This is a genomic window from Rathayibacter sp. AY2B5, assembly GCF_002931645.1.
GTDB lineage: Bacteria > Actinomycetota > Actinomycetes > Actinomycetales > Microbacteriaceae > Rathayibacter.
Genome location: NZ_PSUE01000010.1, coordinates 78495 through 101550 on the forward strand (window position 1 = coordinate 78495; position 23056 = coordinate 101550).

The following is a 23056-nucleotide window of genomic DNA, read 5'->3' on the forward strand; positions in this document are numbered from 1 at the left end:
TCCGGAGGCGGACCGCCCCGGTCGTCAGCTGAGGATGTTGACGGCCCGCGAGATCACGAGGGCCAGCAGGACGAATCCGGTGAACGCCTCGGCGATCATCAGGAGCTTCATCCGGCTCGACAGCGGCATCGTGTCGGTCGGGCTGAACGCCATGGTGTTCGTCGTCGACACCGAGAGGTAGTCCACGAAGCCGGGCCGCCAGTCGGCGCGCTCGGAGGAGGTCGCGGCGACCTCGGGCGCGGTGTCGCGGTAGGTGTCCTGCGGGAAGGCGAAGTCGGCCGCCGGCAGCTCGGTGCGGGGAAGCGTTCCGCGGGCGACCGGACCGCCGCGGTCGAGCTCCCAGAACAGCAGCGCGTACGCGACGACGTTGGTGACCCAGACCTGGAGCGCGGTGAGCAGCAGCGGCGGGCCGTCGGCCGTCCCGTCGACGAGGTCGATCACCACGGCGACCACGTTCACCTGGTTCGCCACGGCGATCGCGACCGCCAGGGCGATGGAGACCCCGCGCGACCAGCGCGTCTCGCTGTCGAGCCGGTGCGGGTTGACGACGAACAGCGGCACGAGCAGCGCGAGCGTGATGCCGGCGGCGACGAGGCGGACCACCGAGGTGTCGGCGCTGTGGCCGGCCACGTTCAGGGCGACGGCCACCAGGATCGCGGCGGAGGCGGGCCAGCGGCTCTCGGCGCGCCGCCTCGCCCGGGAGTCGCTGTCGGCGGTCATGTGCCGAGGCTAGTGCCCGCAGGGGGCCGCTCCGCCTGCCGTAGGATCGAGTCGATCGTCCGCGGGTGCTCCCGCGACGGGGGCCTTTAGCTCAGTTGGTAGAGCGCCACGTTTACACCGTGGATGTCATCGGTTCGAGCCCGGTAGGGCCCACCACCTCCGACGATCGGACACTGCGCGTCAGCGGGACTGGCGGCGCTTGTAGGGCTTCGGCTGGCCCTTGACGATCGGGGCGCGCCCGGTTCCCTTGGAGGCCTTGGCCTTGCCTCCCGTCTTCGGGGCCGCCTCCGGCTCGTCGCCGAGCGCGGCGAGCTCCTCGCGGGCCGAGGCGAGGCGCTGCCGCCCGGCCGCGGTGAGGGTCGTGGCGGCGGCACCGGGCTCGAAGAGCGGCTTGCCGAGGTCGAGCTCGACGGCGGCGACGGAGGAGTCGAGCTTCTGCCGCGAGATGCCGAGGCGCTCGGCAGCGCGCACGAAGTGCAGCTCCTCGGCGACCGCCACGAAGTGGCGCAGCTGGCTGATCTTCATCCCGAACCCTTCACGGCCGCTCCCTGCGGCACGACCACGGTACGCGGTCCGGGAGGGGGCGCCGACCGCCGGGAGCGTCGTCGGGAGCGGCATCGGTCCGTCGATCCGCGCCAGAGGACCCGGCGGACATTGCCGGACGGAGGCGGGAGGCCTACGGTCGCGCCCGTGGGCGGTCCCGAAGCCGGCTACGGAGAGAGGCCGACGTGGGCGCGCTCATCTACAGCTCGATCGCGTCGCTCGACGGCTACGTGAACGACGCGGACGGCGGATTCGCCTGGGCGGAGCCGCGACCCGCCGTGCACCGCTTCATCACGGAGCGCGAGGGGCGGGTGCGCACGTACCTGTACGGGCGGCGCATGTACGAGGTCATGCGCGCGTGGGAGCAGACCTGGGCCCTCGCGGAGGAGTTCGCGTTCATCCGCGACTTCCAGGAGATGTGGCGGGCGGCCGACAAGGTCGTGTACTCGACGACACTGGAGTCGGCCGAGACCCGCCGCACCCGCGTCGAGGGCGGGTTCGACCCGGTCGTCGTCGCCGCGCAGGTCAGCGCCGCCGACCACGACGTCTCGATCGGCGGGCCGACCCTCGCCCGGCACGCGCTGCTCGCCGGGATCGTCGACGAGGTGCAGGTCTACACGGTGCCGGTGGCGGTGGGCGGCGGGACCCACTTCCTCCCGTGCGGGTTCCACGCGCGCCTCGACCTGCGCGAGGAGCACCGCTTCGCCGACGGCACGGTCTTCACGCGCTACAGCGTGCGGCGCTGAGACCGGCTACTCGGCGCCGACCAGCGCGGCGATCCGCGAGGCGAGACGGGCGCCCTGAGCACGTCCGGCGCGGGCGGAGGCGGCGCGGACGGCCGGGTCGAGCGAGTTCGGGCCGAAGGCGCGCACCGACTCCTCGTCGGCGTAGACCACCTCGACCCGCGAGTCCGCGAGGGCGTCGAGCTCGCCGGTCGGGATCAGGCCCGCGCCGGGCGTGCCGACTCCGGGCAGCGGAGTGACGATCAGGACCCAGTCGGCTCCCGCGGCGAGGTCGGCGTTGCTGCCGGAGCGCACGCCGCCGTCCATGTAGCGGACGCCGTCGATGCTGACGGGAGGCCAGACCCCGGGGACGGCGCAGCTGGCGGAGATCGCGTCGACGAGGCCGACACCGCTCTCGCGGTCGAACACGCGCAGCTCACCGGTGGCCGTGTCGACCGCGGTGATGAGCAGACGCTGCTCGGGCCAGTCGGCGTCGCCCACGCGGGCCGAGATGACGGCCCGGCGCGTGTCCTCGGGGAGCGTCTCGGCCTCGAGCGCGAGGGTGCCGATGCGGCGCCGCGCGTCCTGGGGCGAGGTCGCGCCCTCGACGGCCGCGGCGAAGAGGGCCTGGAGGCGCTCACCGTCGACGTCCGCTCCGATCTCGGGGGACTCCTCCTGGAGCTGGGCCTCGTACGACTCGTCGAGGCCGGTGCCGGTGCTCAGCTGCGCGGCGACCGCGGAGCCCGCGGAGGTGCCGATGAAGGTCGTCGACGGATCGAGCAGGAGGCGGGCCGCCTCGGGGGAGGCGTCTGCGAGGCCGCGGAGGACGCCGAGCTCCCAGGCGATTCCGGCGAGGCCGCCGCCGGCGAGGACGAGTGCACCAGGCATGGGGGAGGTCCTTTCGATCAGGATCAGGAGGGGGCGGGCGCTGCGGAGCGCCGCAGCACCAACGCTGTCACATCGTCGTGCGCGTCGTCTGCGAGAGCATGCAGACGCTCGAAGAGAGCGGGGTCGTCGTTGCTCCGCACCAGCTCGGCGAGACGGTCGAGCGCGTCGAGGCGCCCGCCGAAGACGTCGAGCAGGCCGTCGCTGCAGGAGAAGAGCGCGTCGCCGGGGGCGAGCACGCGCTGCTCCTCCTCCCAGGAGACGTCGGCGGCGATGCCGAGCGGGACGCCGGTGGAGGCGAGCCGCTCCGTGGTGCCGTCGGCGCGCAGCAGGAGGGTGAGGCCGTGGCCGCTGTCCACGAACGCGACGGCGCCGCTCGCGAGGTCGACCCGGGCGATCAGCGCGGTCGCGAACATCCCGGTCGCTGTCAGATCGGGCAGGAGCTGGCGGTTGACGGCCTCGACGGCTGCCGCGGGAGGGAGCTCCGGCCGCGCCTGGAACGCGGAGCGGATCGCGGAGGCGACGATCGCCGCCGACACCCCCTTGCCCATCACGTCGACCAGCTCGAGGGAGAGGTCGTCCCCGCTGCGACGCCACGCCGTGTAGTCGCCGGCGACGTCGTGCAGCGGCGTGGTCAGCGAGTCGAGGCTCCACTCGCCGAGGTCGAGGCGCTGGGGCCGGAGCCGCTCCTGCGTCTCGCTCGCGCGTCCGGAGAAGGCGATCTCGCGCAGCTCCCGCTCGGCCCACCGGCCGAGGTCCTCGAGGATCTCGCGCTCCTCCTCCGAGAAGCCGCGCACCTCGCTGTCGATGATGCAGATCGTGCCGACGCGGAGGCCGTCCCCCACGACGAGCGGGCGGCCCGCGTAGAAGCGCACGTGAGGGGATCCGGTGACGACTCCGCGGTCGGCGAACCGCGGATCGGCGGTGGCGTCCTCGACGACGAGGATGTCGCCCTGCTGGACCGTGACGTCGCACATCGAGTCGGCGCGCAGCATCCTGCTCGCCCGAGCCGAGCGCTGGGGCGACTTCGTGAACTGCGTCGACTCCTCGAGGATGTTGATCTCGGCGAGGGGGACGCGCAGGAGCCGGCGGGCGATGCGGGTGATCCTGTCGAAGCGCTCCTGGGGGGTGCTCAGGCCGATCCCGAGCTCGGCGATCGCGGCGAGGCGGGCGCGCTCGGTCGGCTCGCTCACGTGCGGGTCCGGGCGAGTTCCCAGAGGTTCTGCCCGTCGACACGGCGGTAGGAGAACTCGGTGACGAGGGCGTGGATGAACGGGATCCCGCGGCCTGCCTCGTCCCACTCGTCCGGCATGTCGCGGGGGTCGGCGACCTCGGCGGGCGCCTCCTCGGCGGAGTCGTTGAGCGAGGCGCGCAGCTCGGTCGCGTCGACGCGGATCTCGACCAGGCAGATGATGTGCCGGTACGACCGGGCGTGCTGGACGATGTTCGAGGTCAGCTCGACCAGCGCGGTCTCGAACGACATCCGGTCGACCGGCGCGACGCCCGGCTCCTCGAGCCACAGCTCCTCGAGCGCCTCGTGGACGGCGGTGACGCCGTCCTCGGGCGGCGTGCGCACGACGAAGGAGCGCTCAGGCACGGTAGGCCTCCTCGACGGTCTCGGCGCTCCCGAGCAGGCGGTCGAGGTTGGACAGGCCGAGCACCATGGCGGGCTGCTCGCCGGCGGCGGCCACGCGCAGCTCGCCGCCCGCCTTCCGCGCCTCCTTGAGTCCGGCGACGAGGACGCCGAGCCCGGACGAGTCGAGGAACTCGACGGCCGCCAGGTCGACGACCACGCGGACCTCTCCCGCCTCGAGCGCGCGCTGGAGGACCGCTTCGAGCTCCCACGCCGTGGACAGGTCGAGCCGGCCGACGGGGCGGATCACCACGATGTCGGGCTCGATCCGCTCGGTGCTGATCCTCGAGCTGGGCTCCATGGTGTCCTCCTGACGGGACGGCACGCGGTTCCGCAGGGCTCGGAGACGTGGTGAGGACGCGGTCGGGCGCGCGACCGAGGGGCTCCGGATCCGATGCGGGGGTGAATCGGGGAGTTCGTCCGCCTCCGACCGTACAAGGGAACGGGGCGCCCCGTGGGAGGCGTGACCGCATCCGCGCTGCGACACGCGGTGCGCGGCCCCGGGAGGAGGCTCCGCTCAGCCCCGCGCGGCGGCGAGAGCGTCGGCGGCGAGCCGCACGGAGGCGTCCCGGCCGGTCAGCCAGAGCGGCACGGAGCGGGCGCGGAGCCCCGCCGACTCGAGCGCCGGGACCGCGTCCGCGTCCTCCTCGCCGACGAGCCAGGCGTCGAGGAGGCCGCCCCCGCTCCGGGCTCCGTAGTGCCGGCCGACGGCCTCGGCGGAGGTCTCGACGCCGATCGCGGCGAGGCAGGCGTCGGCCATGCCGCGCACCACCGCGCCTCCGATGACGGGGGAGACGCCCACGACGGGTGCGGAGGTCCGGCGGAGGGCGTCCGCGATCCCGGGGACGCCGAGGATCGTGCCGATCGAGACGACGGGATTGGAGGGGGCGACGAGCACCGCGTCGGTGTCGGCGATCGCCTCCAGCACGCCCGGGGCGGGGCGGGCGCTCTCCACCCCCTGCTGGACGAACCGGCGGGCGGGCGCGGACGCGCGCAGCCGCACCCACCACTCCTCGAAGTGGAGGAGCCGCACGCCCTCGCCGGGGAACTCGACCTCGACGTGGGTCTCGACGTCCTGGTCCGACATCGGCAGCAGGCGGACCCCCAGCGGCCAGCGGGCGGTGATCCGGGCGGTCGCCTCCGAGAGGGTGAGGCCGTCGCGCAGCATCGAGCTGCGGGCGATGTGGGTGCCGAGGTCGAGGTCGCCCAGGGTGAACCACGGCCAGCCGACACCGAAGGCGGTGAGCTCGGCCGAGACCCGCTCGCTCTCGCCGGCCCGCCCCCAGCCGCGCTCCGTGTCGTTCACTCCGCCGAGCGCGTAGGTGATCGAGTCGAGGTCGGGGCAGACCTTGAGGCCGGTGAGCCACATGTCGTCGCCGGTGTTGACGACGACGGTGATCTCGCTCGCCTCGCCGCCGGCGGCCTCGAGATCGCGGAGGTGCTCGCGGACCGCCGAGGTGAAGCGGGCGCCGCCGACGCCTCCGGCCAGGATCGTGATGCGCATCCGCCCACGCTAGCGGCACCGACGGATTCCTCCCCCGGCGAGCCTTAATGCTGCGGATCCGCGCCGGAAACACCGGGGAAACGTCGAACCCCGACGATGAAGCCCTGTCCCCGGAGCCGGACGGTCCGTCATTGCCTTCGGGCCCGGCGGGGACCACAGTGGGTCCACGTCCCCGGCTCCGCACCGCCCGGCGGAGCACACCGGAGCCGGACAGGGACGCCCGAGCATGGAGGTACCGATGACCATCGTCCGCGCAGCGATCACCCAGACGACCTGGACCGGCGACAAGGAGTCGATGCTCGACAAGCACGAGCGGATGGCCCGGGACGCCGCAGCCGACGGCGCGCAGATCGTCTGCTTCCAGGAGCTGTTCTACGGCCCGTACTTCGGCATCACCCAGGACAAGAAGTACTACCGCTACGCCGAGCCCGCCGACGGGCCGATCGTGCAGCGCTTCGCGGCCCTCGCGAAGGAGCTGGGCGTGGTGATGATCCTCCCGATCTACGAGGAGGAGCAGACCGGCGTCTACTACAACACCGCGGTCGTGGTCGACGCCGACGGGACGATCCTCGGCAAGTACCGCAAGCACCACATCCCGCACCTGGACCGCTTCTGGGAGAAGTTCTACTTCCGGCCCGGGAACCTCGGCTTCCCGGTCTTCGACACCGCGGTCGGCAAGGTCGGCGTCCACATCTGCTACGACCGCCACTTCCCGGAGGGCTGGCGGGAGCTGGGCCTGAACGGCGCCCACCTCGTCTTCAACCCCAACGCCACCAAGCCCGGCCTGTCGAACCGCCTCTGGGAGGTCGAGGGCCCGGCGGCCGCGGTGGCGAACGGCTACTTCGTGCTGCAGCCCAACCGCGTCGGCCGGGAGGACAACGAGTACGGCGACCTCGCGGTCGACTTCTACGGCACCAGCCAGATCATCGATCCGCGGGGGGAGTTCGTCGGCGAGCGGGGCTCGGGCGAGGCCGAGGAGATCCTGATCCGCGACCTCGAGATGGACATGGTGCAGGAGATGCGCGACGACTGGCAGTTCTACCGGGACCGCCGGCCGGAGTCGTACACCAGCATTCCGAAGCCGTGACCGCAGACCGAGACGGGGAAGACCGATGAAGACCCTCATCACCGGCGGGACGGTCGTCAACGCGACCGGCACCGGAGCCGCAGACGTCCTGATCGACGGCGAGACCATCGCCGCCGTCCTCGCCCCCGGCTCCACGCTGCTGGGCTTCGATCTGGCGGCCCACGTCGACCGGGTGATCGACGCGAGCGGCAAGTACGTGATCCCGGGCGGGATCGACGCGCACACGCACATGGAGATGCCGTTCGGCGGCACCTCCGCCTCGGACACCTTCGAGACCGGCACGCGCGCCGCGGCCTGGGGCGGCACGACGTCGATCGTCGACTTCGTGGTGCAGTACCCGGGCGAGAGCGTCGTCGACCGGTTCCAGGCGTGGCAGGAGAAGGCGGCCGGCAACTGCGCGATCGACTACGGCTTCCACCAGATCCTCTCGGACGTGCAGGACTCCTCGCTCGTCGCGATGGACGAGCTGATGCGCGAGGGGGTGACCAGCTTCAAGCTGTTCATGGCCTACAAGGGCGTGTTCCTCTCGGACGACGGGCAGATCCTCCGGGCGTTCCAGAAGGGCGCGGAGAACGGCGCGATGATGATGATGCACGCCGAGAACGGCGCCCTCATCGACGAACTGGTGAAGCAGACCCTCGCCGCCGGGAACACCGCGCCGTACTTCCACGGCACCTCTCGCCCCTGGCAGGCGGAGGAGGAGGCGACGCACCGGGCGATCATGATCGCCGACCTCACCGGCGCGCCGCTGTACGTGGTGCACGTCTCCGCGAAGCAGGCGGTGGAGCAGATCGCCCAGGCCCGCGACCGCGGCATGAACGTCTTCGGGGAGACCTGCCCGCAGTACCTCTACCTCTCGCTCGAGGAGCAGCTCGGCGCTCCGGGCTTCGAGGGTGCGAAGTGGGTGTGCTCCACGCCGCTGCGCTCGAAGGCGGAGGGGCATCAGCACCACATGTGGCAGTCGCTGCGCACCAACGACATCCAGATGGTCTCGACCGACCACTGCCCCTTCTGCATGAAGGGCCAGAAGGACATGGGGATCGGCGACTTCTCGAAGATCCCCAACGGCATCGGCTCGGTGGAGCACCGGATCGACCTGATGTACCAGGGCGTGGTGTCGGGGCAGATCTCCCTGCCGCGCTGGGTCGAGCTCACCTCGACCACCCCGGCGCGGATGTTCGGGATGTACGGGAGGAAGGGCGTCATCCAGCCCGGGGCCGACGGCGACGTCGTCGTCTACGACCCGAGCGGGCACACCTCGATCGGGATCGGCGAGGGCCGAAGCCACCACATGAACATGGACTACTCGGCCTGGGAGGGCTTCGAGATCGACGGCCACGTCGACACGGTGATCTCCCGCGGCAGGGTCGTCGTCGACGACGGCTCCTACGTCGGCACGAAGGGCGACGGGGCGTACATCCCGCGCGGTCTGAGCCAGTACCTGATCTGAGCCGGCACCCGATCCGAGCCAGCACCTGATCGAGCAGAAGGAACCCCATGGACTTCGGAGTCGTCCTCCAGACCAACCCGCCCGCCTCGCGCACCGTCGCGCTCGCCGTCCTCGCGGAGACGCACGGCTTCGACTACGCGTGGACCTTCGACTCGCACCTTCTCTGGCAGGAGCCCTACGTGATCTACTCGCAGATCCTCGAGAGGACGCACCGGATCACGGTCGGCCCGATGGTCACCAACCCCGCCACGCGCGACTGGACGGTCATCGCCTCGCTGCACGCGACGCTCAACGAGATGTACGGGAACCGCACGGTGTGCGGGATCGGACGCGGCGACTCGGCGGTGAGGGTGACCGGAGGAGCTCCGACGACGCTCAAGACGCTGCGGGAGTCGATCCACGTCATCCGCGAGCTCGCCAACAGCCGTCCGGTCGAGTACAACGGCCAGACGCTGCAGTTCCCGTGGAGCCGGGGCTCGTCCCTGGAGATGTGGGTGGCCGCCTACGGCCCGCTCGCCCTGAAGCTCGCGGGCGAGGTCGGCGACGGCTTCATCCTGCAGCTGGCCGACGTGGACATCGCGCGCTGGATGATCGGCGCCGTCAAGGAGGCGGCGGCGAACGCCGGCCGGGATCCCGAGTCGCTGCAGTTCTGCGTCGCGGCGCCGATGTACATCGGCACCGACCGGGAGCACATGCGCGACCAGTGCCGCTGGTTCGGCGGGATGGTCGGCAACCACGTGGCCGACATCGTGGGCCGCTACGGCTCCTCCGGAGCGGTGCCGCAGGCGCTGACGGACTACATCGCCGGGCGCGAGGGCTACGACTACAACGAGCACGGCCGCGCGGGCAACAGCCACACCGCCTTCGTGCCGGACGAGATCGTGGAGCGCTTCTGCGTGCTGGGCACGGCGGACGAGCACATCGAGAAGCTCCGGGCGCTCGCCGACATCGGCGTGACGCAGTTCGCGGGATACCTCCAGCACGACAACAAGGAGGAGACGCTGCGCGTGTACGGCGAGCGGGTCATCCCGGAGCTGCGCGAGCACATCGTGGCCCGCGCATGAGACCGGCCCTCGCGCGCGGGCTCGTGCTCGGCGCCGGCGGGCTCCTCCTGCTCGCGCTCGTGTGGGAGGGCTGGAAGGCGCTCGGGCCCGAGGCCGGGGTGGTCGTCGGAGGAGTCACGGTGCTCCCGCGCACGAGCGCCATCGCGATGCCCCACCTCTGGGAGATCGCGGCCCGGCTCGGCGAGCCGGTCACCGGAGCGCGGAACGCCCCGGCGCTCTGGTCGGCCGTCCTGGGGGCGAGCGCCTTCTCGCTCGGGATCGCCGCGGTCGGCTGGGTCGTCGGCACGGTCGTGGGGCTGCTCCTGGCTCTCCTGATGCAGCGGTTCCGCACGGCGGAGTCGGCGGTGCTGCCCTGGATCGTGCTGAGCCAGACGGTGCCCCTGATCGCGATCGCCCCACTGGTGCGGCGCTGGGGGTCGCAGCTCGAGCTCGGACCGGTGACCTGGGAGAACTGGATGTCGGTGGCCCTGATCGCCTCCTACCTCGCGTTCTTCCCCGTCTCGATCGGGGCGCTCCGCGGGCTCGGCTCGCCGACGGCCCACCAGGTCGAGCTGATGCACGTCTACGGCGTCGGCTGGTGGAAGACGCTGGTGCGCCTGAGGCTGCCGGCGAGCGTGCCCTACCTGCTGCCGGCCCTCCGGCTCGGAGCGGTCAGCGCCGTCGTCGGCACGATCGTCGCCGAGGTCTCGATCGGCCTGCGCGGCGGGATCGGCCGCATGATCATCGAGTTCGCCTCCGCTGCCGGAGGCGACCCCGCCAAGCCCTGGGCGCCGATCCTCGGGGCGGTGCTGGTGGGCCTCGCGGCCGCCGGCGCCGTCGCTCTGCTCGGCACCCTCCTCCGTCCGTACTGCCGAGGGGAGCAGCCCGCATGAGCCCTGCAGGATCCGCGGTCGTCGTCGACTCCGTCACGAGGACCTTCACCACCGCTCGCGCCGCGAGCGTCACGGCGCTCCAGGACGTCTCGCTCGAGGTGGCCGCGGGGGAGTTCGTCTCGCTGATCGGCCCGTCCGGCTGCGGCAAGTCGACGCTGCTGCGGCTGATCGCCGACCTCGACGAGCCGGACTCCGGCTCGATCGCCGTGTTCGGCAAGACGGCCCGGCAGGCGAGGCTCGACCAGGACTACGGGATCGCGTTCCAGCAGGCGGGCCTCCTGCCGTGGCGCACGATCCGGGCGAACATCGCCCTGCCGCTGGAGCTGCACGGCGTCGCCGCGACCGCCCGGCGCTCGCGCGTCGACGAGCTGCTGGCGCTGGTCGGGCTCGGCGACTTCGCCGACTCCTACCCTGACCAGCTCTCCGGTGGGATGCAGCAGCGCGTCGCCATCGCGCGGGCGCTCGCCGAGAGCCCGCGCCTGCTCCTCATGGACGAGCCGTTCGGGGCGCTCGACGAGATGACCCGCGAGCGGATGCAGACGGAGCTGCTGCGGATCCGGCGCGAGACCGGCGCCGCCGTCGTCTTCGTCACCCATTCGATCCCGGAGGCGGTGTTCCTCTCGGACCGCGTCGTGGTGATGTCGCCGCGGCCGGGCAGGATCCGCGACGTCCTCCCGGTCGGACTCCCCGGAGCATCCGAGCGCGACGCGGCGGTCAGGGAGGACACGGCGTTCTTCCGCGACGTGAGCGCCGTGCGCGAGCTGCTGCACGGGGATCCCGCCGCCGTGCCGCGCGGAGTGGAGAACCGGTGAGCACGACGGCGCTGGCGCGCAGCGTGCTCGCGCCGCTCGTGCTCGGGATCGCCGCGGTCCTGCTCTGGCAGGCCGGGGTCACCGCTCTGGCGATCCAGCCGTTCGTGCTCCCGTCGCCGCTGGCGATCGGACGGGAGTTCGCCGCGAACCTCGGCTCCGTCGCCGAGGGCAGCGCGGTGACCGGCCGCAACGCGCTGGTCGGCCTGCTGGTCGGCGCGGTGCTGGCGGTCGTGGTCGCCGGGCTCTCGGCGCTCGCGCGGGTCTTCGACGGACTGGTCGCGCCGATCGTGGCCGCGGCCGCCGTCGTGCCGATCGTCGCCCTCGCTCCGGTGCTCTACACGATGTTCGGAGCGAACGCCGAGACCGCGAGGCAGCTCGTCGCGGCGCTCGCCGTGTTCGTGCCGGTGTACGTGACGACGCTGCGCGGGCTGCGGCAGGCCGCTCCGGTGCACCGCGACCTGCTGAAGGCCTACGCGGCGACCCCCTGGCAGACCGCCCGCACGATCACGCTGCCGGGAGCAGTGCCCTACGTCTTCACGGGGCTCCGCATCGCCTCCTCGCTCGCGGTGATCTCGGCGCTGGTCGCCGAGTACTTCGGCGGACCCGTGGGCGGGCTCGGCAAGTCGATCACGACGGCGGCCTCGGGCAGCGACTACGCGCTCGCCTACGCCTACGTCCTGGGCGCTGTGCTCGTCGGCCTCGCGTTCTACTGCGTGACGGCCGCGCTCGAGGCGTTCGCGCTGCGCCGCAGCCGGCTGCGCTGAGCGCGGCGCCGCGCGTCCCCTCACCCTCCTCGATCCTCCCGATTCCCGATTCCCGACTCCACCCGACGCACCATCCGCACCGCCCGCATCATCAGCGCCACCTGCACCACAGCGCCACCTGCACCACAGCACCACCTGCACCACAGCACCACCTGCACCGCCGCACCACGGGGCGCGCCGCACCGGCGACCCCGCAGACCGCACCAGGAGGACCCGTGACCAGACGCACCCGCATCACCCTGACGACGACCGCCGCCTTCGCGGCCGTGGGCCTCGCGCTCACCGGCTGCAGCGCCTCCGGCGGCTCCGACCCGGGGTCGGATTCCGGCTCCGGCGGCCTCACGCCGGTCACCCTGCAGCTGCAGTGGGTGGCCCAGGCGCAGTTCGCCGGGTACTACGCCGCGCTCGACCAGGGCTACTACGAGGACGAGGGCCTCGACGTGACGATCGCCGAGGGAGGCGGCGACATCGTCCCCCAGGACGTGCTCGCCTCGGGCGACGCGGACTACGCGATCTCCTGGGTGCCCAAGGTCCTCGGCTCGATCGAGCAGGGGGCCGGGATCACCGACGTCGCGCAGATCTTCGAGCGCAGCGCCACCACGCAGATCTCCTTCAAGGACAAGGGGATCACCTCGCCGGCCGACCTGGCCGGGAAGAGCGTGGGCAGCTGGGGCTACGGCAACGAGTGGGAGCTGTTCGCCGGCATGCAGAAGGACGGCGTCTCCCTCGACGACATCTCGCTGGTGCAGCAGCAGTTCGACATGAACGGCTTCCTCGCGGGCGACATCGACGCGGCCCAGGCGATGACCTACAACGAGTACGCCCAGGTCCTGGAGACCGTGAATCCCGCCACAGGCGAGCTGTACCAGCCGGACGATCTGAACGTCATCAGCTGGAACGACGTGGGCACCGCGATGCTCCAGGACGCGATCTGGGCGGACGCGGGCAGGCTCGCCGACGACGACGCGTACGCCGAGCAGACGGTCGCCTTCATCAAGGCCTCGATCAAGGGCTGGATCTTCGCGAAGGACGACCCGCAGGCGGCGGCCGACATCGTCACCGCGGCCGGATCCACGCTCGGCACCAGCCACCAGCTCTGGATGACCAACGAGGTCAACAAGCTGATCTGGCCCTCGACGAGCGGCGTCGGGATGATCGACGAGGCCGCGTGGCAGCAGACGGTCGACATCGCGAAGGAGACGGAGAACGAGACGGGGGCGACGATCATCAGCGCGGACCCGCCCGCCACCGCCTATTCGAACGAGTACGTCGAGAAGGCGCTCGCGGAGCTCGCCGACGAGGGAGTGGACACGAGCGGTGCCGACTACGCGCCGATCGACGTGACGCTGGAGGCCGGCGGCGCCTGAGCCCGGACTCCGCCCCTCCCGGCTTCTCCCGGCCCCTCCGGCCCCGGAGGGGGCCGGGAGGGGTAGGCTGGACCGTCGTGACTACTTTCAAGAAGACGCCGTTCACCGTGAACGTGCGCGACCTCGTGAGGCGACCGGGCGAGATGCGCGAGCACCGCCTCGAGCTCGAGGCGCCGGAGCAGTTCGGCGAGGGGATCGTCGCGGTCCGCAAGGGATCGGCCGTCGATCTCGACGTCCGGCTCGAGTCCGTGCACGAGGGGATCCTGGCCAGTGTCGAGGTGTCGGCGAGGGCCGACGGCGAGTGCAGCCGGTGCCTGACCGACATCTCCCTGCCTGTCGATGTCGAGTTCCAGGAACTTTTCGCGTACTCTTCTGACGAAGCTTTCGACTATGAGGTTCACGACGACCACGTGGATCTTGAACCTCTGGTCAGGGATGCGGTGGTTCTGTCGCTGCCGTTCCAGCCGGTCTGCCGGCCGGACTGTCCGGGCCTCGACCCCGTCACGGGGGAGCGGCTGGCCGATTCCTCCACGCCCGAACCCGAGGCGCCGCGCGACTCCCGGTGGGCCGCGCTCGCAGGGTTGAGCGAGGGGGACGGCGGGGCCGCAGCGCCCGGAGCTTCCACCGACAGAGCTTCCGCAGACAGCGGTGAGGGCGCGACCGCCCGCACCGAATCCGACTAGAGGTAGAGAAGAGAGAATCATGGCTGTTCCCAAGAGGAAGAAGTCCCGCGCGAACACCCACGCCCGTCGTTCGCAGTGGAAGGCCGAGGTCCCCACCCTCGTCAAGACCATCGAGAACGGCAAGGTCGTCTACAGCCTTCCCCACCGCGCCAAGGTCGTCGAGGACTCCGCGGGCACCGCGCTGTTCCTCGAGTACAAGGGCCGCAAGGTCGCCGACGTCTGATCCCGCTCCTGGTCCGCACGGCGCGGGGCGCACCGCCCCTCGACGAACGGACCGCGGTCCATGGTGAACCAGACCTCCGCACGACCCTCCAGCGACGACCGGTCGCGTCTGGAGGCCACGCTCGGCGTGAGCCTCGACGGTGAGCTCTTCGAGCTCGCCCTGACGCACCGGTCGTTCGCTTTCGAGCACGGCGGCATCCCGCACAACGAGCGCCTCGAGTTCCTCGGCGACTCGATCCTCGGGCAGGCCGTGACCGTCATGCTCTACACCGAGTACCCCGCCCTCAGCGAGGGCGACCTGGCCAAGCGCCGGGCGAGCCTGGTCTCGACCGTCGCGCTCGCCGAGATCGCCCGCGGCATCGGCCTGGGCGAGTTCCTCCGCCTCGGACGCGGCGAGGAGCTGACCGGCGGCCGCGACAAGGCGTCGATCCTCGCCGACACCGTCGAGGCCATCATCGGCGCCGTCTACCTGGGCACCGGCCCCGACGCGGCCCGCGACCTGGTGTTGCGCCTGATCGCCCCTCTGCGGGCCGATCCGCTCCGCTTCGGCGTCTCGATGGACCCGAAGACGAGCCTCCAGGAGGCGGCCGCCGAGCGCGGTGCGCCGGCCCCGCGCTACGAGATCGCCGCCACCGGCCCCGACCACAACAAGGTGTTCGTCGCCACCGTGATCGTCGGCGGACTCGTCACCGCCCGCGGCGAGGGGACGAGCAAGAAGGCGGCCGAGATGGCCGCCGCGCTCGACGCGTGGACGCGTCTGGCGGCCCCCGGCGCACCCGCCGCTCCCGCGGTCTCGGACTGACCGTGCCCGAGCTGCCCGAGGTCGAGGTGGTGCGGGCGGGCCTCGCTCCCGCGGTCACCGGCTCCCTGGTGACCGGCGTCGAGATCGTCGACGAGCGCTCGCTGAAGCGGCACGTGCATCCGCACGGGACCTTCGAGCGCCTGCTCGTCGGGCGCACGCTGGAAGCGGCGGTGCGGCGAGGCAAGTTCCTCTGGCTGCCCGCCGGCCGCGACGAGGCGCTGCTGGTGCACCTCGGCATGAGCGGCCAGGTGCTGCTGCGCACGGCGGATGCGGCGCTGCCGCGGCTGGCGCGCATCCGGATCGGGATCGAGCACCCCGAGCACGGCGAGCTCGCCCTGCACTTCGTCGACCAGCGGATCTTCGGCTCGATGGCGGTCGACGCTCTGGTGCCGACCCCGGACGGAGCGCCGGGCGGCTACGCGGGCGTGGAGGCCCGCGGAGGCGGCTGGCTGCGCGCCGTGCCCTCGCAGGTCGCGCACATCGCCCGCGATCCGCTCGACCCCTCCTTCGACCTGGGCTCGGTCGTCGCGTCGCTGGCGAGGAGGAGCAGCGGGATCAAGCGGGCGCTGCTCGACCAGACGCTCGTGAGCGGCATCGGGAACATCTACGCGGACGAGTCGCTGTGGGCGGCGGAGCTGCACCCGGAGCGGCCGAGCTCGTCGCTCGGCGAGGCGCGCATCCGCCGCCTCTTCGCCGAGGTCCGCTCGGTGCTCGAGCGGGCGCTGGCCGAGGGCGGCACCAGCTTCGATGCGCAGTACGTGAACGTGAACGGCGCCTCCGGCTACTTCTCGCACAGCCTGCACGCCTACGGGCAGACGGGGAAGCCGTGCGCCCGGTGCGGCGAGGCGATCGTGCGGGTGCCGTTCATGAACCGCTCCTCGCACCTCTGCCCGCACTGCCAGCAGCTGCCGCGCTGAGGCACCGGAAGGCGCCGCCTCAGGCGGCGGCGTCGGCGGGCGCCGGAGCGTACCGGGAGTGGACGACGAGCTCGCCCAGCAGCGTCGCGACGAGCGTGATGACGGCGGCGATCGCCAGGCCGAGCCAGAGTCCGACCAGCAGGGCGAGCGCGCCGACTCCGGCACCCGCGGCGATCAGGACGATCGCGGCCGCGCGGCGGAACCACGGCTGACCGGAGCCTCCCGCCAGGCGGGAGTCCGCAGCGAGGCCCGTGATCGTCGAGGTGACGACGACCGTCGTGACGTCCTTGACGGCGAGGTGGCGGGCGGTCGCGGCCTGGAGGCCCATCGCCCCGCCCAGCGCGCCGGTGACGGTGAAGGCGAGCGGCTCGGGGTGCTCGGGCACGACCGCGAGCACGATCGCCAGGACGCCGAGCAGGATGCCGACCACCGCGAAGAGCCAGGTCGAGCGCGAGGTCCAGCCCTTCTTCACCGGGCGGAGCACCCGGCCGCCGATCACGGCGCCGATCATGAAGGCGCCCAGCGCGATCAGGGGCCCGACCACGGGCAGGTCGGCCGCGCCGGAGAGGGCCATGCCGAGGATGACGACGTTGCCGGTCATGTTGCCGGCGAAGACGCGGTCGAGCCCGAGGTACCCGACGGCGTCGATGATGCCGGTCGAGAAGGTGAGGGCGAGCATCAGGCCGAGGGTCGCGCCCTCGGAGCGGGTGCGCAGGCGTCGGAACACGGGAGTCCTGTCGTCGGGGGCGGGTCTGGAGAATCGTGGCACACGCGTGCACATGCTCGAAACACGGCGCGGTTAGGGTCGGACGGCGCGGACGGGCCGCGCGGGAGGCGGACGCGCATGCGGTGGACGGAGTGGGCGGTGCAGCCCGGTGAGGGAGTGCCGCCGGGGGTGGACTACCTGCCGGCCGAGCCGGGTTCGGTGCTGTGGGGGCGCCTGCCGTGCGCGGCGGACGCCCCCGTGCTCACCGTCGACTCGGGGGCCGAGGTCGTCGTCGACACGCTCAGCCACGAGGGCGTGCTGGAGGATCAGGGCCGCGATCCGGTCGCCTTCTTCGGCCGCCACGGTGTCGCTCCGGAGGGGGTGCTGCGCGACGCGGTCGCGCTCGCCGCGGACGGGCCGTTCCGCGACGGCGAGACGGACGGGCCGCACGTGGTCACGGGGCCGATCGCCGTCCGGGGAGCGCTGCCGGGGGACCTGCTCCGGATGACCCTCCTCGAGGCCGAGCCGCGCGTGCCGTACGGAGTCGTCTCGAACCGGCACGGCCGCGGGGCGCTGCCGGGCGAGTACCCGCTGCAGGAGGGGCCGTTCAGCGTCTTCGCGCGCGTCGACGAGGACGCGCAGGGCGGTCTCCGCGGCGGGATCCCGCTGGTGCCGGGAGGGGAGCGGGCCGCCCGGTTCCCGCTCCGGCCGTTCCTCGGGATCATGGGCGTCGCCGTCGCAGGGGAGGAGCGCCCGCACTCCGTGCCGCCCGGTGCGCACGGGGGCAACATCGACATCGCACTGCTGACCGCCGGAACCAGCCTCTACCTTCCCGTGCAGGTCCCGGGCGCGCTCGCGTACGTCGGCGATCCCCACTTCGCGCAGGGCGACGGCGAGGTGGCGCTGACGGCGATGGAGGCGAGCCTGCGCGTCCGGGTGCGCCTGGAGGTCGTCCCGCGTGCCGAGGCGATCGCGGCGTTCGGGGAGCTGCTCGGGCCGATGGGGGAGACCGGCGAGTTCCTCGTGCCCACCGGGATGGACGAGGACCTGGACGTCGCCGTGCAGAAGTGCGTCCGCGCGGCCATCGCGCTGCTGGCGGCCCGCTACGGGATGGACCCGGCTCACGCCTACGCCTACCTCAGCGCGGCGACCGACTTCGACATCTCGCAGGTCGTCGACCTGGTGAAGGGCGTGCACGCCCGCGTCCGGACGGCCGACTTCGATGACTGACCCGCGGGTGACGACGCTCGAGGGTGACCTGCCGGACGGGCTGGTGGACGCGGTTCTGGCGTACGAGGCGGCGCTCGGGGCTGACGACGTCGCGGCGCTCGCCGACGCGTTCGTGGACGCGCCGACGACGCTCCGGGGCGACGCCTCCGGACTGCTCGTCGGCCACGCGGTCATCACCGGCTTCCGGGGTCGTCGCGGCGGGGCGCCGGTGCGGGAGCTGGTCGAGCTGCATGTGCGGGCGGTCGATGCGGACACGGCGCTCGTGGTCAGCGTGAACGCTCCGGCCCGTGGCGGGCGCGGGCTCGTCACGCAGCTGTGGTCGCGCGAGGGCGGGACCTGGAGGGTGCGCGCCGCGCAGGTGCAGGCGCCCTCGCCCGCGCTGGACCCCCGTGTCTGGCGGGCCGTCGGCGCGCCGCTCGTGCCGGCCGCCGGCTCCGGGACCCTCGACGGACTGGACGTCGCGGTCAAGGACCTCTTCGCGATCGAGGGCCAGCGGATCGGCGCGGGAGTGCCGGCCCGCCTCGCTTCCGCGCCGATCGAGGCGGCGACCGCTCCGGCCGTCGCGCAGCTGCTCGCAGCGGGAGCGTCGGTGCGCGGGATCGCTCAGACCGATGAGTTCGCCTACAGCATCGCCGGCCGGAACTCCGGCTACGGGACGCCGCCCAATCCGGCCGTGCCCGGAGCGATCCCGGGCGGATCGTCGAGCGGACCGGCGACCGCCGTGTCGCTCGGGCAGGCAGCCGTCGGGCTGGCGACCGACACCGCGGGATCGATCCGGGTACCCGCCTCCTACCAGGGCCTGTGGGGGCTGAGGACGACCCACGGTGCAGTGCCCGTCGAGGGGCTGCTGCCGCTGGCGCCGAGCTTCGACACCGTCGGGTGGCTGACGCGGGACCTCGGCACGCTGAGGCGGGTGGCCGAGGTCTGCCTGCCGTCCGGCCCGCCGGTGCGGAGTCTCGCGGTGGCGCCGGCACTGCTGGGCGGAGTGGACGCGGCCGTCCGGGCGGCGTTCGGATCGGCCGTCGGGAGGATGAGCACCGAGGAGGTCGAGCTGCCCCCCGTGGCGGAGATGCTCGAGGCGTTCCGGCTCGTGCAGGCGGCGGAGGCGTGGCGGTCGAGCGGCTCGTGGGTCGCGGCGCATCCGGGAGTGCTGGCGGCGGACGTGCAGGCGCGCTTCGACGCGGCCTCGCTCGTCGACGAGCAGACGGAGGCGGCCGCACGGGCGCGGGTCGCGGGGTTCCGGGAGGCGCTCGACCGTGCGCTCGAGGGGCGGGTGCTCCTCCTGCCGTCGACGTCGTCGGTGGCGCCGGCCCTCGATGCGTCGGCCGAGGCGATCGACGCGGCGCGGACGGCGACGCTCGGCCTGACCTGTGTCGCCGGGATCGGCGGGTATCCGGCGCTGTCGGTGCCGCGGTCGAGTGTCGGCGGCGCTCCGGTGGGGCTCTGCCTGGTGGGACCGCGGGGGTCGGATCTCGCGCTGCTGGAGCTGGCCGGCACGCTCTGAGGGGGCCACGCCCCGAGCTCGTCCTCTCCCTCGTCGTGAATCGGGGCGGACGCCGTGACCCGTTCTCCCGCTCTCCGCCCCTTTCTCTTTCTCTCTCGCTCTCTTTCTCTCTCGCTCTCTCGCTCCGTCCCTCCGTCGCTCCGTCCCTCGTCGTGGATCCGAGGCGGAAGCTGCGCCGTCGCGCCCGAGTCGCTGCGGTGATCGCTGTCCTCGGGTGCGATCTCAGCGGTGAGCACGGGCGCCGAGCCCGGAGGGTGGAACGGGCCCGGGTGCAGCGAGTGCGGGCTCGGTGGACCGGTTCGTCGGCGGGCGCGTCGGACGACCGGCTTCCACGGCTCGGCCATCGGCTGAGACAGGCCGCCGGCTCGGACCCGCGCGGCGCGAGCACGCCTGCTGGAGCACGCCCGCTGGAGCACGCCCGCTGGAGCACGCCCGCAGGAGCGCGGCTCCTTCCGCCGTCAGAACGGGGGCGGCGCATCGCTGAAGCTCGGCCTGCGCTGCGGCGGGGCTGGCGGCGCGGGCGGATCGGGTGGACGGGTGACCACGCGGCGGCCCGTGGGGGTGGTCCAGTCGGCCGATCCGTCGGGGTGGAGCGTGTAGGTCCAGCGGTCGCCGTGGCGGACGTGGTGGTGGGCGACGCAGAGCGACGCCAGGTTGTCGAGGGCGGTGGCGCCTCCGTGACGCCACTCGAGCGTGTGGTCGGCCTCGGCGGTCGCCGCGGGCCGGGTGCAGCCGGGGAAGCGGCATGTCCGGTCGCGCAGCTGGAGGGCGAGGCGCATCCGCGGGGGAGGGAGGCGGTGCGTGCCTCCGACGGAGACCACGGCGCCCGTGCTCGGATGGGTGAGCACCGGGGTGACGGCCGAGTCGGCTCCGAGGAGCTCGCGCGCGACGCCGGCCGGGATGAGGCCGTAGCCGTCCAGTTCCGCGGGGGTCTCGTCCTGCCCGGCCGCGGTGCTCGCGGCGAGGGTCAGACGTACCTCGGCCCGGATGCCGCGAGCGGACGTGCGCGGACGCTCGTCGCCCGGCGCCGTGCCGGACACGTCGCCGTCGCAGAGCAGGTCGACCAGGGCGTCGGCCCGCAGCTGCGCGAGCGTGCGCTCCTCCGCTGCACCGCTCCCGTCGCGGAGGGCGCGGGCGATCCGGTCGAGCCGCGCGAGCGCACCGAAAGCGGCCGGAGCGGGGAGGGTCGCGCAGAGCGTGGCCATGCCGTCCTGCTCGGGCGAGACCCGGACCGACCGGTCCTCCCGAGCGCGAGCGTGTCGGTCGGCCAGAGGACTCTCGTGGAGCTCGTCCCGCAGCCGGGTCAGGCGTCGCCGCAGCTGGGTCGGCGTCATCGAGGCGGCCAGTCCCGCGGCGCGCTCGTCGAACTCCGGGAGGGAGGCCGGCGGCAGGGTGGCCGCGACTCCGCAGATGATCTGCCCCGCCTCCCAGCGCACGCGCGCCTCGGCCAGCGCGGCGCGCGTGCAGGGCAGGTGGTCGACCAGCAGGCGGGCGTGCTCGAGCTCGCGCGCGGCCACACGCTCGGACACGGCGAGTGCGACGGCGAGCTCGGCCCGGACGGAGCGCTCCACGAGGTCGCGCGACTCGGCGGGAGACCCGCCGCGCGCGAACGCCTCCGGGCGACGCAGAGCAGCCGTGTACGCCTCGTGCAGCGCCTCGGCGGAGGCGAGGTGGAGCGGAGCCGCCGAGCGGGCGAGCAGCGCCGCGCGGTCGCCGAGGGCGCGGACCTCCTCGAGTCCCTGCCGCATCCCATCCGTCATACCCGTATTGAACCAGCGACCACCGACACGCGGGCCGCAGCTGCGTCCGATCGGGAGAACCCGCTCGCCGGACGGCCCTGTGGAGGAGGCTCGCCGCACCAGCGGACGTCGAGCCGGCTCCGATCAACCGGATCAGGACGATCCGCACAGGACCGACGTCGCCGTCAGCAGGACCACGAGGACGCCGATGACGACGAGGAGAGCTCCGCCCGCGGCCGTCAGGAACGGCGACTGCCCCGAAGGCCGGGCCCGTTGCCCGTGCTTCCGCAGCTGATCTCGGGCCCGCGCAGAGATCCGCTCGCTCTGAGTGATGAACACCACACCGAAGATGATCGCGATCGACGCCTAGGTGAGGGCGACGATCCGGTCCTCGATCACCGTCCGGAGGCCCTTCCCTCCATCACGGCCCTCCTGCCGACCAGCGTCTCGCGACCCTCCCCGACGACCCCCGCCACACCGCGAAACACCGGCGAAACGTCCGTCGCATAGGCTCTGCGGGTGAAACGACTGTTTCTCTCCCGCTCGTGAAGAGGTGGCCCATGACCGCGCCCGCACCGTTCCTCCCCGTCGATCCGCCGCCTCGCCTGCTGATGGGGCCGGGCCCGATCAACGCGGATCCGCGCGTCCTGCGTGCGATGTCGGCGCAGCTGGTCGGGCAGTACGACCCGTTCATGACGGCGACGATGACGGAGACGCAGGAGCTGTACCGGCAGGTGTTCCGCACCCGCAACGAGAAGACGATGCTCGTCGACGGCACGAGCCGTGCGGGCATCGAGGCGGCGCTGGTCTCGATGCTGGAGCCGGGCGACCGCGTGCTCGTGCCGGTCTTCGGGCGGTTCGGGCACCTCCTCCGGGAGATCGCGGAGCGCTGCGGCGCGGAGGTGCACGTGATCGAGGCCGAGTGGGGGCAGGTCTTCCCCGTCTCGGCGATCGCCGAGGCCCTGGCCCGGGTGAAGCCGAAGATGCTGGCCGTGGTCCACGGCGACACGTCGACCACCATGGCGCAGCCGCTGGAGGAGCTCGGCGCCCTCTGCGAGAAGCACGGCGCCCTCTTCTACACCGACGTCACCGCCTCCGTCGCGGGCAACGCCTTCGCGACCGACGAGCTCGGGCTCGACGCGGTCACCGCGGGGCTCCAGAAGTGCCTGGGCGGCCCGTCCGGATCGGCTCCCGTCACCTTCTCGGAGAAGGCCGTCGCGGTGATCGAGTCGCGCAAAAGCATCGAGGCGGGGATCCGCGACGAGGGCGACACTGTCAGCGCCCGCCGCGTCCGCTCCAACTACTTCGACCTCGGCATGATCTTCGACTACTGGGGGCCGCGCCGCCTCAACCACCACACCGAGGCGACCACGATGCTCTACGGCGCGCGCGAGTGCGCCCGCATCGTCGTCGAGGAGGGCCTGGACGAGACGGTCGCCCGCCACGCGCTGCACGGGTCGGCGATGCTCGCCGGAGTCCGCGGCCTCGATCTCGAGGTGTTCGGCGACGTCGGGCACAAGATGACGAACGTCGTCGCGGTGCGCATCCCGCAGGGCGTGAACGGTGACGCGGTGCGCGGGGAGATGCTCGCCGACTTCGGCATCGAGATCGGCACGTCCTTCGGGCCGCTGCACGGGAAGGTCTGGCGCATCGGCACGATGGGCTACAACGCCCGGACGGACGCGGTGCTGACCACCCTGGCGGCGCTGGAGGCGGTGCTGCGCCGCGCGGGCGCCTCCGTGCCGGTGGGCGGCGGAGTCGCGGGGGCCTACGAGGTCTACGGGGCGGCACGCGCATGACCGGCACCACCACGGACCCCGCCACCACGAC

Annotated in this window: 24 protein-coding genes and 1 tRNA gene; 16 read left to right on the top strand and 9 right to left on the bottom strand. The window is 72.8% G+C overall.

Features of this window, described 5'->3' with window-relative positions; all coding sequences use genetic code 11:
* Positions 1 to 24: 24 nt before the first annotated feature.
* Entirely contained in the window at positions 25 to 720 is a 696-nt protein-coding gene (locus C5C30_RS08735) for a hypothetical protein (RefSeq protein WP_104333548.1), read from the bottom strand.
* Between the two features lie 80 nt (positions 721 to 800).
* Between C5C30_RS08735 and C5C30_RS08740 the strand changes: the two genes are divergently transcribed.
* A tRNA-Val gene (locus C5C30_RS08740) sits at positions 801 to 876 on the top strand.
* Between the two features lie 24 nt (positions 877 to 900).
* On the opposite strand, the gene C5C30_RS08745 is transcribed toward C5C30_RS08740, so the two are convergent.
* A complete protein-coding gene (locus C5C30_RS08745; protein WP_104333549.1) occupies positions 901 to 1245 on the bottom strand; it encodes a LysR family transcriptional regulator in 345 nt (114 codons plus the stop codon).
* 203 nt (positions 1246 to 1448) lie between these two features.
* On the opposite strand from C5C30_RS08745, the gene C5C30_RS08750 reads away from it, so the two are divergent.
* Entirely contained in the window at positions 1449 to 2009 is a 561-nt protein-coding gene (locus tag C5C30_RS08750) for a dihydrofolate reductase family protein (protein ID WP_104226668.1), read from the top strand.
* 6 nt (positions 2010 to 2015) lie between these two features.
* Here C5C30_RS08750 and C5C30_RS08755 read toward each other — a convergent pair whose 3' ends face one another.
* From C5C30_RS08755 to cofD, 5 genes are all read right to left on the bottom strand, one after another.
* Positions 2016 to 2873 carry a patatin-like phospholipase family protein gene (locus tag C5C30_RS08755; protein ID WP_104333550.1) on the bottom strand — a complete coding sequence of 286 codons (858 nt, stop codon included), beginning with the start codon at positions 2871 to 2873 and terminating at the stop codon, positions 2016 to 2018.
* Positions 2874 to 2896: 23 nt separating this feature from the next.
* Positions 2897 to 4063 (bottom strand): PP2C family protein-serine/threonine phosphatase, encoded by a 1167-nt coding sequence (locus C5C30_RS08760; RefSeq protein ID WP_181127411.1) that lies wholly within the window; start codon positions 4061 to 4063, stop codon positions 2897 to 2899.
* Positions 4060 to 4467, bottom strand: a complete 408-nt coding sequence (locus C5C30_RS08765) for an ATP-binding protein (RefSeq protein ID WP_104247525.1) — start codon at positions 4465 to 4467, stop codon at positions 4060 to 4062. Before C5C30_RS08765 ends, C5C30_RS08760 begins: the two co-directional genes overlap by 4 nt.
* A complete protein-coding gene (locus C5C30_RS08770; RefSeq protein WP_104223474.1) occupies positions 4460 to 4804 on the bottom strand; it encodes an STAS domain-containing protein in 345 nt (114 codons plus the stop codon). Before C5C30_RS08770 ends, C5C30_RS08765 begins: the two co-directional genes overlap by 8 nt.
* Positions 4805 to 5020: 216 nt before the next feature.
* Complete coding sequence (cofD, locus tag C5C30_RS08775) at positions 5021 to 6007, bottom strand: 2-phospho-L-lactate transferase (protein WP_104333551.1); 987 nt, start codon at positions 6005 to 6007, stop codon at positions 5021 to 5023.
* Between the two features lie 238 nt (positions 6008 to 6245).
* Here cofD and C5C30_RS08780 point away from each other — a divergent pair, with 238 nt between their 5' ends.
* The 11 genes from C5C30_RS08780 (at position 6246) to mutM (ending at position 16047) form a co-directional block, all read left to right on the top strand.
* A complete protein-coding gene (locus C5C30_RS08780; RefSeq protein ID WP_104223476.1) occupies positions 6246 to 7094 on the top strand; it encodes a nitrilase-related carbon-nitrogen hydrolase in 849 nt (282 codons plus the stop codon).
* A 25-nt stretch (positions 7095 to 7119) separates the two neighbouring features.
* Positions 7120 to 8544 (top strand): dihydropyrimidinase, encoded by a 1425-nt coding sequence (gene hydA / locus C5C30_RS08785; RefSeq protein WP_104226664.1) that lies wholly within the window; start codon positions 7120 to 7122, stop codon positions 8542 to 8544.
* Between the two features lie 47 nt (positions 8545 to 8591).
* Positions 8592 to 9608 (top strand): TIGR03842 family LLM class F420-dependent oxidoreductase, encoded by a 1017-nt coding sequence (locus C5C30_RS08790; protein WP_104333552.1) that lies wholly within the window; start codon positions 8592 to 8594, stop codon positions 9606 to 9608.
* Positions 9605 to 10480 carry an ABC transporter permease gene (locus C5C30_RS08795; RefSeq protein WP_104333553.1) on the top strand — a complete coding sequence of 292 codons (876 nt, stop codon included), beginning with the start codon at positions 9605 to 9607 and terminating at the stop codon, positions 10478 to 10480. The genes C5C30_RS08790 and C5C30_RS08795 overlap by 4 nt, the downstream gene beginning before the upstream one ends.
* A complete protein-coding gene (locus C5C30_RS08800; protein ID WP_104226661.1) occupies positions 10477 to 11292 on the top strand; it encodes an ABC transporter ATP-binding protein in 816 nt (271 codons plus the stop codon). The genes C5C30_RS08795 and C5C30_RS08800 overlap by 4 nt, the downstream gene beginning before the upstream one ends.
* Positions 11289 to 12056: an ABC transporter permease gene (locus C5C30_RS08805; protein WP_104234206.1), complete on the top strand. Its 768-nt coding sequence runs from the start codon at positions 11289 to 11291 to the stop codon at positions 12054 to 12056. Before C5C30_RS08800 ends, C5C30_RS08805 begins: the two co-directional genes overlap by 4 nt.
* A gap of 215 nt (positions 12057 to 12271) precedes the next feature.
* Entirely contained in the window at positions 12272 to 13423 is a 1152-nt protein-coding gene (locus C5C30_RS08810; protein WP_258062721.1) for an ABC transporter substrate-binding protein, read from the top strand.
* Positions 13424 to 13566: 143 nt separating this feature from the next.
* Entirely contained in the window at positions 13567 to 14106 is a 540-nt protein-coding gene (locus C5C30_RS08815) for a DUF177 domain-containing protein (RefSeq protein ID WP_104226701.1), read from the top strand.
* 19 nt (positions 14107 to 14125) lie between these two features.
* Positions 14126 to 14329 (top strand): 50S ribosomal protein L32, encoded by a 204-nt coding sequence (gene rpmF, locus C5C30_RS08820; protein WP_104223482.1) that lies wholly within the window; start codon positions 14126 to 14128, stop codon positions 14327 to 14329.
* 60 nt (positions 14330 to 14389) lie between these two features.
* Positions 14390 to 15130, top strand: coding sequence for a ribonuclease III (gene rnc / locus C5C30_RS08825; protein ID WP_104250952.1), 741 nt, complete (start codon positions 14390 to 14392; stop codon positions 15128 to 15130).
* A 2-nt stretch (positions 15131 to 15132) separates the two neighbouring features.
* Positions 15133 to 16047: a bifunctional DNA-formamidopyrimidine glycosylase/DNA-(apurinic or apyrimidinic site) lyase gene (gene mutM / locus C5C30_RS08830; RefSeq protein WP_104260999.1), complete on the top strand. Its 915-nt coding sequence runs from the start codon at positions 15133 to 15135 to the stop codon at positions 16045 to 16047.
* 19 nt (positions 16048 to 16066) lie between these two features.
* On the opposite strand, the gene C5C30_RS08835 is transcribed toward mutM, so the two are convergent.
* Positions 16067 to 16774 (bottom strand): YoaK family protein, encoded by a 708-nt coding sequence (locus tag C5C30_RS08835; RefSeq protein WP_308471021.1) that lies wholly within the window; start codon positions 16772 to 16774, stop codon positions 16067 to 16069.
* 117 nt (positions 16775 to 16891) lie between these two features.
* On the opposite strand from C5C30_RS08835, the gene C5C30_RS08840 reads away from it, so the two are divergent.
* Complete coding sequence (locus C5C30_RS08840; RefSeq protein ID WP_104333554.1) at positions 16892 to 17983, top strand: acetamidase/formamidase family protein; 1092 nt, start codon at positions 16892 to 16894, stop codon at positions 17981 to 17983.
* On the top strand, positions 17976 to 19487 hold the full coding sequence (locus tag C5C30_RS08845) for an AtzH-like domain-containing protein (RefSeq protein WP_104333555.1): 1512 nt from the start codon (positions 17976 to 17978) through the stop codon (positions 19485 to 19487). The genes C5C30_RS08840 and C5C30_RS08845 overlap by 8 nt, the downstream gene beginning before the upstream one ends.
* Positions 19488 to 19945: 458 nt before the next feature.
* Here the strand turns inward: C5C30_RS08845 and C5C30_RS08850 are convergent, their stop codons facing one another.
* On the bottom strand, positions 19946 to 21235 hold the full coding sequence (locus C5C30_RS08850; RefSeq protein ID WP_181131518.1) for an HNH endonuclease signature motif containing protein: 1290 nt from the start codon (positions 21233 to 21235) through the stop codon (positions 19946 to 19948).
* A gap of 551 nt (positions 21236 to 21786) precedes the next feature.
* On the opposite strand from C5C30_RS08850, the gene C5C30_RS08860 reads away from it, so the two are divergent.
* Positions 21787 to 23025 carry an alanine--glyoxylate aminotransferase family protein gene (locus C5C30_RS08860; RefSeq protein ID WP_258065856.1) on the top strand — a complete coding sequence of 413 codons (1239 nt, stop codon included), beginning with the start codon at positions 21787 to 21789 and terminating at the stop codon, positions 23023 to 23025.
* Positions 23026 to 23056 lie beyond the last annotated feature (31 nt).

Bases quoted from the DNA above. Each gene is read 5' to 3' on its own strand.
- C5C30_RS08735 (WP_104333548.1), bottom strand. From the start codon at position 720: ATGACCGCCGACAGCGACTCCCGGGCGAGGCGGCGCGCCGAGAGCCGC.
- C5C30_RS08745 (WP_104333549.1), bottom strand. From the start codon at position 1,245: ATGAAGATCAGCCAGCTGCGCCACTTCGTGGCGGTCGCCGAGGAGCTG.
- C5C30_RS08755 (WP_104333550.1), bottom strand. From the start codon at position 2,873: ATGCCTGGTGCACTCGTCCTCGCCGGCGGCGGCCTCGCCGGAATCGCC.
- C5C30_RS08770 (WP_104223474.1), bottom strand. From the start codon at position 4,804: ATGGAGCCCAGCTCGAGGATCAGCACCGAGCGGATCGAGCCCGACATC.
- cofD (WP_104333551.1), bottom strand. From the start codon at position 6,007: ATGCGCATCACGATCCTGGCCGGAGGCGTCGGCGGCGCCCGCTTCACC.
- C5C30_RS08780 (WP_104223476.1), top strand. From the start codon at position 6,246: ATGACCATCGTCCGCGCAGCGATCACCCAGACGACCTGGACCGGCGAC.
- hydA (WP_104226664.1), top strand. From the start codon at position 7,120: ATGAAGACCCTCATCACCGGCGGGACGGTCGTCAACGCGACCGGCACC.
- C5C30_RS08790 (WP_104333552.1), top strand. From the start codon at position 8,592: ATGGACTTCGGAGTCGTCCTCCAGACCAACCCGCCCGCCTCGCGCACC.
- C5C30_RS08795 (WP_104333553.1), top strand. From the start codon at position 9,605: ATGAGACCGGCCCTCGCGCGCGGGCTCGTGCTCGGCGCCGGCGGGCTC.
- C5C30_RS08800 (WP_104226661.1), top strand. From the start codon at position 10,477: ATGAGCCCTGCAGGATCCGCGGTCGTCGTCGACTCCGTCACGAGGACC.
- C5C30_RS08815 (WP_104226701.1), top strand. From the start codon at position 13,567: ATGCGCGAGCACCGCCTCGAGCTCGAGGCGCCGGAGCAGTTCGGCGAG.
- rpmF (WP_104223482.1), top strand. From the start codon at position 14,126: ATGGCTGTTCCCAAGAGGAAGAAGTCCCGCGCGAACACCCACGCCCGT.
- rnc (WP_104250952.1), top strand. From the start codon at position 14,390: ATGGTGAACCAGACCTCCGCACGACCCTCCAGCGACGACCGGTCGCGT.
- C5C30_RS08840 (WP_104333554.1), top strand. From the start codon at position 16,892: ATGCGGTGGACGGAGTGGGCGGTGCAGCCCGGTGAGGGAGTGCCGCCG.
- C5C30_RS08845 (WP_104333555.1), top strand. From the start codon at position 17,976: ATGACTGACCCGCGGGTGACGACGCTCGAGGGTGACCTGCCGGACGGG.
- C5C30_RS08850 (WP_181131518.1), bottom strand. From the start codon at position 21,235: ATGCGGCAGGGACTCGAGGAGGTCCGCGCCCTCGGCGACCGCGCGGCG.
- C5C30_RS08860 (WP_258065856.1), top strand. From the start codon at position 21,787: ATGACCGCGCCCGCACCGTTCCTCCCCGTCGATCCGCCGCCTCGCCTG.